Origin of the sequence: Bacillus yunxiaonensis (assembly GCF_037104695.1) — a bacterium.
In the GTDB taxonomy this organism is placed as follows: domain Bacteria; phylum Bacillota; class Bacilli; order Bacillales; family Bacillaceae_G; genus Bacillus_A; species Bacillus_A yunxiaonensis.
Window position 1 is genome coordinate 1 of sequence record NZ_JBAWSV010000011.1, and the last position, 12,626, is coordinate 12,626.

A 12,626-nucleotide genomic window follows, 5' to 3' on the forward strand; every position below is an offset into this window, starting at 1 on the left:
TATCAGAATGTAAGTGAACCAAGACAAGTGATGTTAAAGGGAAGAGCTATTGAATTTAATGAAATAGATCTTTCTCAGTCAAAAAATCAAGAAAAGGAAAAGGAAGCCTTCTTAAAAGAGGATGTTCGAAGAGGTTTTGATTTAGAAAACGATAGTTTAATTCGTGTAGCTTTCATTCACTTAGAAAATGAATCGCCTCAATTGGTAATTAGCTTCCATCACATTGTAATTGACGGCTGGTGTATGTCGATTTTAATGAATGACTTAAGTCAATTCTATTCTAAGTTAGAATCTGGTATTTCAAAGCGTGAAATCAGTAAAGAACTTCATAGTCGTTATGACTATGAAGAATATATTCGAACTATTAAGTTCACTGAGAAAGAAGAAGGGTTTAAATATTGGTCAGAATTATTAAATGGATATGATACAAATGCTCAAATTGAAATAAATTCTAATTGCAAGTTAGAATCAGAAGAAATCATTATTTCTGAAACATCACTTAGCATCGAAACAACAGCACAACTAGAAAAACTTTGCCGTACTACTGGTGTTACAATGAATACATTCCTTGAAACAATCTGGGGAGTATTACTTCAAAAACATATAGGACAAAGAGACGTAGTTTTTGGAAAAGTTGTTTCAGGAAGAGATGTTGAAATAAATAATATCGAATCTACAATTGGGCTTTTCATAAACACTATTCCTGTTCGAGTAGTTACCGAGCAGAAGAGCCAATTTAATGATTTGCTTAAGGAAATGCAAAAACAGGCCCTTTCAAGTAATGAATATGATCACTATTCATTAGCTGAAATTCAAACAGAATGTACGAACTTAGGAAAAGATCTAGTTAAATCTGCAGTTGTTTTCGAGAATTATTATAAAACGGAGCAGGATAAAGATAATAAATTGAAATTTGAATTAAAAAATAATAGAGAGCAAACTAATTATGATATGACTTTAGTAGGTTATCAGAGTGAACAATTACAATTAAAACTGATGACTAATGCTAATTGTTATGATGAAAATATATCAAAAAAATTACTCTCTCAATTATTAAACATTGTAGAACAAGTACTTCAAGATCCATCTATTCCAGTATCAAATATTCAAATTTCATCCAAAGATGAAATCAAACAAATTATAGACTCGTTTAGTAAATGTAACGAAATTTCTAACGTTCAACATACTATTCTGGAATTATTTGAACAACAAGTTAGGATAGCACCTTATAAAATCGCATTAAGTGATGATAATAATGAAATGACATATTTAGAACTAGAGCAATTAGCCAATCGATTAGCTAGCAAGTTACTAAATGATTCAGAAAAAGGTAATGACTATATTGGATTGGTTGTTGAAAGAAATATAAATACAGTGGTTTCAATGTTAGCTATTTTAAAAGCCGGTTATGCATATTTACCAATAGATCCAGATTATCCGCCAAATAGAATTAATTATCTTATCAGTGATAGTGGATTAAAGATTGTTTTAGTTCAGGATGATAGATTAGCTAATTATATTGATGATTCGGTTTTAATGATCAATATAAATAAACTAGACTATACAACGATTGAGGAGAACGTATACCAATTAGTAGATATGAATCCGAATGATATAGCCTGTGTAATTTACACTTCTGGAACAACAGGTCATCCTAAAGGAACTATGATTGAACATAAAAGTATAATTAGGTTAGTAAAAGATACTAATTATGCTGATTTTTCTGGTGTTTCAATACTCCAGACAGGTTCATTATCATTTGATGCATCTCATTTCGAAATTTGGGGTTCACTATTAAATGGTGGATATGTGCATATTGCTGATAAAGAGGTTTTATCTAATATTGAATTGCTTAAAGAAAATATATTATCAAAACAAATAAATACAATGTTTATCACAACCGCGTTATTTAATCAATATGTAGAAATTGATCCAACAGTATTTAATTCATTGAAGCAGCTTTATTTTGGCGGAGAAGCTACTTCTAATAAACATGTAAAGAGATTAATGGAAAACAAAAAGGAATCTTTAAAACTATACAATGTATATGGTCCGACCGAAGCAACAACATTTTCCTTATTCTATCCAATTGATAATAGTATTGATTTCGATAAAAAAATACCAATTGGTAAACCTATTACTAATACATCTGCAGTAGTTAAATCGGATAATATGATTTGTGGAATAGGTATTCCAGGAGAACTATATATCGGGGGACCAGGATTAGCTCGGGGATATTTAAATAACAATAAACTGAGCGAAGATAAATTTTTAATTGATAAAGATATCAATGGTGAACGATTCTATAAAACTGGTGATTTAGTAAAATGGGATAATGAAGGCAATTTAATTTATCTAGGAAGAATTGACAAACAAGTTAAGTTAAATGGGTTTAGAATAGAGCTTGAGGAAATTGAAAATCGATTAAAAAAATTAAACAGTATACAGAATGCAACAATTTTACTAAGAAATGATAATGGTTTTGATTATTTATGTGCTTATTTAATTCAAGATGAAGACATAAATGAGGAAGAAATTAAGAGCTTTCTTCGAGAGGAATTACCGGAATACATGATTCCACAATATTTCATCCGTCTTAAAGAATTACCAGTAACTATTAATGGGAAGATTGATTCTAGAGCTTTACCAGTACCGGAATTCAAAGGAAAAGAACAACAGGTATTACCTAAAAATGAATGGGAACAAATTACACTTGATATTTTCCAGGATGTATTAAACATTTGTCATCTTAGCGTGAAAGATAGTTTTATTGATATGGGTGGAAATTCTCTTAAAGCAATTCGATTAGTTAATATGATAGAGATGAAAACTAAAATTCGTATCACATTGCAGGAACTCTTTCAGTTAGAAACTATTGAAAAAGTAGCTGAAAGATTAAGTGTTGGAGAGGAAACTGAGGAAGAATATTATGTTCCATTATCTTCTTTTACTGAGGAACTATAAAATTATTTTTGATGAATGGGAAGTTAAATCGCAAAATATTTTGTTTTTAAATTAATTATAATAGGTTTAGGGATTCTATATTGATTACTATTTATGCTACTCAACATAAGTAATTATAGTGTTATTACAAAGGGGCTGTCCCATAAATCGGTGAAACCGATTTATGGGCAGCCCTCTTTTTACGTACAAAAAAACGCCTCGTTCTGTATAATTGTAAGTAACCATACAAACAAAAATAAGAAATTGGAAGCAACTTTTTATGAGTCACAATTTAGCTATTTTCATTTAACATTTAATTTAGCTTATCAATATCTGACAAAGATATTACTACATTAAATGACTTGTTTGTATATTCATACCTAATATAGCCTTCATACTTATTTACTATAGATGTTACACTTTTTAAACCCCATCCATGAAATTTTTTATCTTTCTTGGTAGTTAAAAAGTGATTATTTAAAAGCTTTGGTTCAATTGAAATACTGTTTTCTATTTTCAAAAAAATCATTTCATTAATTTTTTTTATTGTAATCTTTATCCAACGTTCATCAAACTGTTCAATATGTTGACATGCTTCGATCGCATTATCAATAAGATTAGAAAGTATAGCTACAATGTCATTATCAGCTATTTTCAGCTTTTGGGGAATTTCTACCTCAATAGTATTTTGAATTTTTTCTTCTTTAATTATTTCCAGCTTATTGTTGATTACAAAATCTACAATGGTATTGTTAGTAAAAACATTTTGTCCATAATTACTCAATATGGGTTTTGATATATTATTGATGTAATCCAACGCTTGTTCACTTTTACCGCCTTTAATTAATTTATATAAAATTGTCATATGATTATTTAAATCATGATAAGTTTTAGCATTATTCTCATAAAGTTCACGCATTTTAACAAAATCTTCTTGTAACATCTTATTTTTGAACTCGATTATTTTCTTTTCTTCTTCTTTTTCATAATTAGTGAAAAATAATATAATTAAAAACAATGTTAATATTCCTAAAATAATAAATGCAATCCAACTTGATACGATACCTTGATTCATATAAATAAATGACTTTTTTGTAACAAAATAAGCTGTAGCCAAGCCTAAAATAGCAATCGATAAGAAGTATTTGTACTTTTTAAAAATAGCGTCTACATCATATTTTCTTAAAATAATTTTATAAAAGAGATATAAAATTATTATTTCTGTAATCCTGATTATGTAAATAATAAATATATAACTCGTTGAGTGATTATATGTATTCCAACCATTATAATTAGTTATTGCATACGTAATAACAAATGCAAGGCTATTACATAATAAAATTGTAGAAAAATAAAAAGATACGAAAGAAAATATGAATTTCATTTTAGTACTATATAAAAATATTGAAGTAACTGTAAAATAAATAATACAAAACAAAAGTGTTAATAAAACCGGTAATTCCACAATATTCAGAATGCAAATAATCAATGATAAAAGAACAGAGAAACAAATTTCATATCTAATTGTTTGTTTATTGTTAAATCGAATTGGTAATAATAAATTTAATACCCTGTAACCAATTATAATTGAAAAAATTGAAGTTAAATAATCTAACTCCCAAAATATCATAGCAAATTCTCTTCCCAAAACATATGAATGTTAGACTTTAATTCATTAATATGATTTCTACTTACTGATAAAATTTCATTATTTTTTAAAACAGCCATATTATCTTTGATCTTTATTATATGTAGTAAATTAACGATAACTCCCTTATCGATGTAAAAAAATTCTTTACAATTAATTTCTGAAAAAACTGCAGCCAAGGGCTTCCTCACTTTAATTGAATCATCCTCAGTGACAAAAACTGAATTTTTCCCATCTTTATATATGTATAAGATGCTATTCAAAGGTATTTTTTGAAACCTTGTTTTAGTTTGAATAGTATAACAGTTTTTGTTTTGTAAGTTTATTATTTTAATAGCATCTTTAAGAGCGAGAGGCAACTTTTCCTCCATTCTACTTTTTGGAATATACCGAAAAATATTTAATTCATAAGAATCAATAGCGAATTCTAAATGCGATGTTATAAAAATAATTAATGAATTTTTATTTTTCTTTCTTATAATTTTTGCTATGTCTATTCCAGTTATATCTGGCATTTCTATATCTAGAAGTATTAAATCAAACATCTTGTCTTCTAGAGCAAACAAGAAAGAATCTCCCGAGGTAAAAGTGGTTATTTCAGAAATGATGCTCTCTTTACTAAGTATGGATTTTAATAAATTAAGTTCTTGATCTAGAATATTTTTGTTATCATCTACAATACTAATATTCATACTATCTCCTCTTTTGAATTTATTAAATATAGCCAGTTTATAAAATGTAATTATATATATTACATTCTAAATTATACCAAACATCTGTATTTGCTGGAAGAGCGTGCGTACGACAATCCGTGGCCTGAGTTTTCGTTTACATTTACAGTAGAGGAGTATGCGTATGAGGAAGCGAAGGAGAAGTTTGATGAAGACCTGCGCGTATATTGCATTCAAACGAAGAAACTCGTAGGAGATGAACAAGGCCGTTTAAAAGAAGTCCATACGATTCAAATGGAAAATTGTAAGGATGAAAACGGCACAATTACTTTCAGGGGGATTCCGGGAACTGAAAAAGTCTATTAAAAGAAAAAAGCAGATAACCGCCTACTGTATATTAGGTGATTATCTGCTTTTAATTTTCTGTATATGGATAAAAAAATTGTTACAGCAGCCTCAATACATATCCAGCATCTTTTTTATCCAGGAGATAAAGTGAAACTTCTATCAGTGGAGGGGCTTCATCCCTCACTGATGGAAATCTCTCACCAATCGGGCGCATGCCAGCAGTTATCTCCCGCCTATCTTCTTTGTTTTCTCAAAACCTTGAGGTGGGAGTCTTACTGCCCTAAAGTAGTGGGATAAACTACATTATTTGGGAATTCATAAGAGTTTTTTTCTGAAAAAACTCTTATGACCCCCTTAAAAATAAGGTTCCTTGCGAAATAAGTATAGATGGAAGGAAGCGATAAGGGAGCTTATTTCTTGTATGAAGCCTATGAAAAATAAAATTGAGCGATAACTAAGTGTGTATGTTGTATATAAATTTTACGCCTATAATGGTCTGCATAAATAGAAGTTCGCTTCTACTTAAAGCAATGGAAGCCGTACTAGAAAGGGAGATTCAACTTGAAGGAATTTACTGTTTGCTATACTTTGGATAATGATATTAAAAAAGAAAAAATAATAAAAGGATTAGATGCTAAAAGGGAAGAGGTTATACAAGAAGTCTTAGAAAAGGTGAAACATGACAAATTTTTTATTGCGAAAAGTGACGAAGGAGATTATATAATAAATTCTTATTTAGTACGTTATATACGTGTTATAGATGAGAAAGTGTTAGGTCAAATATAATACTCATAATTTAGAAGATAGTAAGCTAACAAAGGGGCTTACTTAACATAGTTTGCAATTTTCATAAGTAGACGAAACGCAGGAGAGAAGAATAATGACAGAAACGTATCGTTCTCGTGAGGAACGAAAACAAATAAAGAAAAAACAAACAGAAAGTGGAAAGTCCTCCAAAAAAGGCTCATTTTTGAAAAAAGTCTTACTTGTCTGTTTGCTGATTGGCCTCAGTATAGTAGGAGCAGGAGTTGTTATGTTCTTTTCTATGATTAAAGACGCTCCTAAAATAGAGGCCTCGAAATTGGAGGACCCACTATCGACGAAGTTTTATGATAAAGACGGAAAATTTATCTATGAATATGGAAAGGAAAAACGAACAAAAATTACTTATGATCAAGTTCCAAAAGTGTTGGAACAAGCATTTATTGCTACAGAAGATTCTCATTTTTATGAACATCATGGGATAGACATAAAGCGAACTGGTAAAGCAATTTTTGAAAACTTAACTGGGAACTTTGGATCTCAGGGCGGAAGTACCATTACACAGCAAGTTATTAAAAACTCATTTTTGTCTCCTGAAAAAACGTTAAAACGAAAAATACAGGAATGGTACTTGGCGTATAAGCTGGAGCAAAAATATTCCAAACAAGATATTTTAACAATGTACTTGAACAAAATTAATCTTGGAAACCGCTCTTACGGAGTTGCTGCTGCAGCGAAAAATTACTACGGTATTGAAGCGAATGATTTGAAAAAATTGACGCTTCCGCAGGCTGCTATGTTAGCAGGACTACCACAAAGTCCAAATAACTACGATCCGTCTAAACCTGAAAATGAAGAAGCAGCGACAAAGCGCCGTAACCTTGTCTTAAGTTCTATGCATAGACAAGGTTATATCACAGAGCAACAAATGCAGGATGCAATGAAAGTTCCGGTAACGAAAGGTATTGTTCCGAAAACCAATCAAGAAGGTATGCCTTATGAAGCGTTTTTGGATGCTGCAACAAAAGAAGTTGAAGACGGGTTGAAAGACGTCAATATCGGTACGGATGGTCTTCAAATTTATATGACACTTGACCCGAAAGCGCAGCAATATGCCGATAAAATCATGAATACGCAAGATATTGTGAGTTATCCGAACGACCGTTTCCAGGCCGCTTTTACGTTTATGGATTCGAAAACGGGTGAAGTGCGTGCTATTGGAAGTGGCCGTAATGAATACAAAGCAACATTTCGAGGAAATAATTTCGCTATTGATATAAACCGTCAACCAGGTTCGACGTTTAAACCAATCTTTGATTATGGTCCGGCGATTGAAAATTTAAAATGGTCAACGTACCACCAACTTGTGGACGAACAGTATCATTACTCAAATGGAAAACCTATTCGAAACGCTTATACGGATTATAAAGGTCCTATGTCTATACGAAACGCTTTAGTAGAGTCCCGTAATATTCCAGCTTTGAAGACATTACAGGAAGTTGGTTTGAATAAAGCAAAAGAGTTTGCCCAATCACTCGGAATTACGTTTTCCGGTAATCAGGTTTATGAGTCTTACGCAATTGGAAGTAACCTTGTGTCTCCTCTTGAAATGGCAGGAGCATATGGTGCATTTGCAAACGATGGTGTGTATACAAAACCGCATTTCGTTACAAAAGTTGTTTTCCCAGACGGTAAAGAAATAAGTTTTCAGTCGAAAGGTAAACGCGTTATGCATGACTATACGGCTTATATGATTACCGATATGCTTCGTGGTGTAGTGACTGCTTCTAACGGAACAGGTACAGCAGCTAATGTACCAGATCTTGATATTGCAGGGAAAACGGGAACAACAAACTTTGACGATAAGACACTCAGTCAGTTCGGCTATCCATCTAAAGCGACAAATGATAGTTGGTTTGCCGGTTATACACCACAATATACGATGGCTGTTTGGACTGGCTATGCGAAAAATGGCCCAGGTAATTATATGCTCGGAGATACAACAAAAATCTCACACCTTATTTTTAAAGCAATGATGCAAACATTTGGAACAGGCACATTCAGATTCCAACAGCCGAGCAGCGTATATTCAATGAATAATGAGCTGTACATTAATGGGGTTAGTCCTGACGTTGTTCCACCAGTAGCAGCTCCCTCCGTGGCGCCATCCGCAGTTGTTTCACCGGAAGCTCAAAATCCGGGACAGGACGATAGTGAAGGAAATAATAATGAAAACTCAGGTCATGATGGAGATAAAGAAAAAAAAGACAAAGATAAAAAAAATAAAGATAAAAAAGATAAACATGAACATAAGCATGAACATAAGCATGACTAAGGTAAGTACGGAAATAGGATAACTTAGTCATGAAGTGTATAGATTTCTAAACTTGTAATAATAAATGCTACATCAAATAGGGAAATAACTTTATAGTATATCGTACACATCAATGTCAATAAAACTATCAAAAAAGGAATCAATATTATGATTCCTTTTTTGATATGCTATATAATATTCCGTTTCTTCAGTTATTTTTTATTAATTCCAGTATATTCCTCTTTATCTACATTTGGTTTTTATTATCGATTAACGAATCGTTTTAATATCTTGAATAATCTCTTCATACGGTGTATTGGTAAGGGCTGAGTAGCTCTTTACGACAGTTCTGTTTTTATCTACAAGATAGAGTTTTGTTCCGTGAATGACTTGTGTTGTACTTGCTGGTTTATCTACAAATGCTTGAAAGCTATTCTTGGCAAAAGCAGTGATTTCTTCTTGTGTATAGTTTGTTAGAAAGTGCCAATTAGACATATCGGTATCATAGCGTCTCATAAACTCTTTCATTTTTTCTGGCTTGTCCACAGTAGGGTCTACACTGAATGAAACAAATTCTACATCTTTGATTCCTTCTTCTTTCAACATATTTTTAAGTTTTGTCATATTGGCTGTCATAGGTGGACAAACCGTTTCACAACTTGTGAAAATAAAGTCTGCTATCCATACTTTTCCTTTTAAGTCCGAAAGACCAAAAGGTTTTCCGTTTTGATCAGTATACGAAAACTTCTCTACTTTCCAGTTCAATGAGTTTTCCAATTTTTTTTCTCCACATGCACTTAAAAATACGATTATGCTGACAATCATCAGTAGTGTGATGTTACGAATCTTTTTCATATGTATCTCCTTTCATTTCTTCCTTATAGATTACTTGTTTCGTATTTATCACATGATGCTACCTTGTTCTGTACTTCATGAAATACAACATCAAACATCTTGAGTAACTGTTCGATTTGTGTATTTCGTAAAGAATCGTAGATGTACTTTCCTTCTTGTTTTCCAAGGATAATGCCACATCCTTTTAGAAAGTTCAGATGTTGGGGTATATTTGATAGATTCCCATTGATTATTTCTACAATTTCAGATACCGTTTTTTCCCCATCCATCCTACACTGGAGAATTTGAAGCCTCGTTTTATCAGCAAAACCACGAATAAATTTGGCTTTTATATCTAAATCATTTGTATTGCACAATTGTATTCACTCCATTCATATTAGTCATTACTAATATGTTTGTCAAAATATTTTAAAAAAGTCTGAAAAATGTTTTACTAAACCTATTTTTGGATTTGAATTGAAACGCTTAATTCGCGAGGGGAAGTAGAAATCCAGCTAAGAGTAATACAAACACATGGAAGAGAAGTAATTTTTGACGATCACAGCAGAGTAAGAGAAATGTATATGGTTAACAAGTTTTGTTCCTGACTACAAATGGCTAGACATAGATGGGATTTTAAACGAAAAAGGTTTTTCTATTTATAAAAGGGGGGGACGATGTGCAATAATTTCTTTAATTTGTTGAGTATTGAACTTGAGTATCTCTATACCATAACCAGAAAATTTAGTTATTAAATTTCCACAATTTTTATGTTTGAATATTGACAAATTTAATACTTGGTACTAATATCTGATTATAAATACGGGTGTAAAAACAGTAAGGGGGATAAATTAATGCAATCAAAAGCAAGAATTACAGCTATTGGTACCTATGTACCTGAAAAAAAACTGACCAATGATGATTTAGAAAAAATAGTGGATACAAATGATGCATGGATTATACAAAGAACTGGTATGAAGGAAAGAAGAATTGCTGGTGATAACGAATATGCTTCTACATTAGCTTTTAAAGCCGTTGAAAATTTAGTGGAACGTTATCATAAAAATCTTGTCGATGTGGATTGTATTCTGGTTTCAACAACTACGCCTGACTACGCTTTTCCAAGTGTAGCTTGCCAAATACAAGAGTATTTTAATATTCAACATACAGGTGCTGTTGATCTCAATGCAACTTGTGCTGGTTTTACATATGGATTACATCTGGCGAATGGTTTGATTACATCTGGTCTTCATCGCAAGATTTTAGTTATAACGACAGAAACCTTATCTAAAGTTACAGATTATACAGATCGAACTACATGTATCTTATTTGGAGATGCAGCTGCAGCTGTCTTAGTCGAGAAAGATGAAGAATTGTCTAGTTTTATAGCTACCCATATTGGGACAAATGGGGAAGGAGGCATGCATGTATATCGTACGAATTTATCTACTACCATGTTTGGAAACCATTTGAGAACACATGGAAAGATGGTTCAAAACGGAGGAGAAGTATATAAGTGGGCAGCACGGACGCTACCAATTGGTATTAAAGAATTGTTATATCAAGCAGAGTTACAACTGGATGAAGTGAACTGGTTTGTTCCGCATAGTGCTAATTTACGGATGATTGAATCTATATGTGAAAGATCAGGTTTCCCACTGGATAAAACATTAACGAGTGTAGAATACATGGGGAATACTTCCTCTGTCTCCATTCCATTAGCATTAGATATAGGTATGAACGAAGGAAAGCTGAAAAATGGGGATACTCTTTTACTCTATGGGTTTGGGGGAGGTCTTACGCATGCTGGACATATCATTAAGTGGCATTTAACAAAGGAATAGGGGATAATGTATCCAGTAGTAACATAAACGTATTTTATTGTATGAAAAGCCCTTAGATTTGTAAAAGATAAGGGCTTTTTTATTTTTGATAAATAGGAGAAAGTCCTTACAAGAAAAGAGGTACCTCTCAAATGGTACCTCTCTTCCAATATGATTTCGTTGAAATGATTACAATTAAGGAAATGGCAATAAGAATATAGGTGATACCCCCAATCAAGCCTAAAGAACGTGGAGTAAGGTATTGCAGCGCGGATCCAGAAATTAACATAGATATTCCTAATACAGTGTTTAGGGTTGTTGCCAATATTCCGGAAATTACCCCTTGGTGCTGCTCAGTGATTTCCTTCATAAGAATGGTATCAAAGCATGCATTGCAAATTCCGGATATAAATGCAGTAGCATCGCTAACACAGCCACAGAACTAAATCGATCTCCAATGCCATTAACAATCCCAGCTAGAAATAACTTCCGATATTGTTTTTCTTCATTTATAAATGAAATATTCATATCTATCCTCCTTATTTTATACTTATCTAATTTTATGATAGTCTAATTAGTTGGGCGAAAAAATAAGGGCGTCGGGTGACACCCTTTACTTCAACCACCATAGCTCAACGGGGTTTAACTCATATTGATTATTTTCTCGGTACATATATTGACACATAATAAGTTCACGTCTTAATGTTGCATAATCCTCATGAAACTGCTTTAAATATTCATTGATTTCTTTCTCTTGATAAACTTTCCCGAATTCTAACCCTTTGATCATATGCGAAAGTACGACAAGTTTTTTCTTTCGTTGTGCAGGATAGTTTTTCAGCTTTCCATCTTTTGTGAAGAAATTATTGATAATAGCTGAACGTTCCTTTTCAGTAACCGACATTTCCATGTTTGAATCACCTCCTGTTCCTACAGTAAAAATAGCCTTAGCATTCATTTCTAATATTTTTGTATTAAGGGAAAAATAGATAGTATTTTTATCACGGCGTTCTTTTATAAGTCCAACCTCTCGCAGCTTCGTGATATGGTGTGTAATCGTTGGTGGCTTGAGCCCTAACTTCCCAGCAATCTCTTGTCCGCTCAAAGGACCTTGTTGGAGCAAGGCAATAATACGAACCCGTGTAAGATCACCTAACGCCTTATGAAAATCAACAACTTTGTTTAATTGCATTTAGAATTCACCTACTTCGATTGTTATCTAATTAGATGATAACTGAATCACTTTTTATATTCAAGTAGTTAAATGGTTTTTATTCGAAATA

11 protein-coding genes are annotated in these 12,626 nt (G+C 32.2%); 5 read left to right on the forward strand and 6 right to left on the reverse strand.

Features of this window, described 5'->3' with window-relative positions; genetic code table 11:
* Positions 1 to 2,964: non-ribosomal peptide synthetase (locus WAX78_RS22475; protein ID WP_336484271.1), on the forward strand; the 2,964-nt coding region annotated here is incomplete at its 5' end.
* 292 nt (positions 2,965 to 3,256) lie between these two features.
* Here WAX78_RS22475 and WAX78_RS22480 read toward each other — a convergent pair.
* Both WAX78_RS22480 and WAX78_RS22485 read right to left on the reverse strand, forming a co-directional pair.
* The gene (locus tag WAX78_RS22480; protein ID WP_336484272.1) at positions 3,257 to 4,408 is read right to left on the reverse strand and encodes a sensor histidine kinase; all 1,152 of its coding nucleotides are present in this window, start codon (positions 4,406 to 4,408) and stop codon (positions 3,257 to 3,259) included.
* Positions 4,409 to 4,569: 161 nt separating this feature from the next.
* Positions 4,570 to 5,283 carry a LytR/AlgR family response regulator transcription factor gene (locus WAX78_RS22485; RefSeq protein ID WP_336484273.1) on the reverse strand — a complete coding sequence of 238 codons (714 nt, stop codon included), beginning with the start codon at positions 5,281 to 5,283 and terminating at the stop codon, positions 4,570 to 4,572.
* Positions 5,284 to 5,373: 90 nt separating this feature from the next.
* On the opposite strand from WAX78_RS22485, the gene WAX78_RS22490 reads away from it, so the two are divergent.
* From WAX78_RS22490 to WAX78_RS22500, 3 genes are all read left to right on the forward strand, one after another.
* A complete protein-coding gene (locus WAX78_RS22490; protein ID WP_336484274.1) occupies positions 5,374 to 5,628 on the forward strand; it encodes a hypothetical protein in 255 nt (84 codons plus the stop codon).
* A gap of 543 nt (positions 5,629 to 6,171) precedes the next feature.
* Positions 6,172 to 6,396: a hypothetical protein gene (locus WAX78_RS22495; protein ID WP_336484275.1), complete on the forward strand. Its 225-nt coding sequence runs from the start codon at positions 6,172 to 6,174 to the stop codon at positions 6,394 to 6,396.
* A 94-nt stretch (positions 6,397 to 6,490) separates the two neighbouring features.
* Positions 6,491 to 8,707: a transglycosylase domain-containing protein gene (locus tag WAX78_RS22500; RefSeq protein ID WP_336484276.1), complete on the forward strand. Its 2,217-nt coding sequence runs from the start codon at positions 6,491 to 6,493 to the stop codon at positions 8,705 to 8,707.
* Between the two features lie 249 nt (positions 8,708 to 8,956).
* On the opposite strand, the gene WAX78_RS22505 is transcribed toward WAX78_RS22500, so the two are convergent.
* Entirely contained in the window at positions 8,957 to 9,541 is a 585-nt protein-coding gene (locus WAX78_RS22505; RefSeq protein WP_336484277.1) for an SCO family protein, read from the reverse strand.
* Between the two features lie 23 nt (positions 9,542 to 9,564).
* A complete protein-coding gene (locus WAX78_RS22510; protein ID WP_336484278.1) occupies positions 9,565 to 9,897 on the reverse strand; it encodes an ArsR/SmtB family transcription factor in 333 nt (110 codons plus the stop codon).
* Positions 9,898 to 10,374: 477 nt separating this feature from the next.
* Between WAX78_RS22510 and WAX78_RS22515 the strand changes: the two genes are divergently transcribed.
* The gene (locus WAX78_RS22515) at positions 10,375 to 11,364 is read left to right on the forward strand and encodes a ketoacyl-ACP synthase III (RefSeq protein ID WP_336484279.1); all 990 of its coding nucleotides are present in this window, start codon (positions 10,375 to 10,377) and stop codon (positions 11,362 to 11,364) included.
* Positions 11,365 to 11,709: 345 nt separating this feature from the next.
* Here WAX78_RS22515 and WAX78_RS22520 read toward each other — a convergent pair whose 3' ends face one another.
* Both WAX78_RS22520 and WAX78_RS22525 read right to left on the reverse strand, forming a co-directional pair.
* Entirely contained in the window at positions 11,710 to 11,871 is a 162-nt protein-coding gene (locus WAX78_RS22520; RefSeq protein ID WP_336484280.1) for a hypothetical protein, read from the reverse strand.
* 85 nt (positions 11,872 to 11,956) lie between these two features.
* Positions 11,957 to 12,535: a DUF2087 domain-containing protein gene (locus WAX78_RS22525; protein ID WP_336484281.1), complete on the reverse strand. Its 579-nt coding sequence runs from the start codon at positions 12,533 to 12,535 to the stop codon at positions 11,957 to 11,959.
* Positions 12,536 to 12,626: the final 91 nt, after the last annotated feature.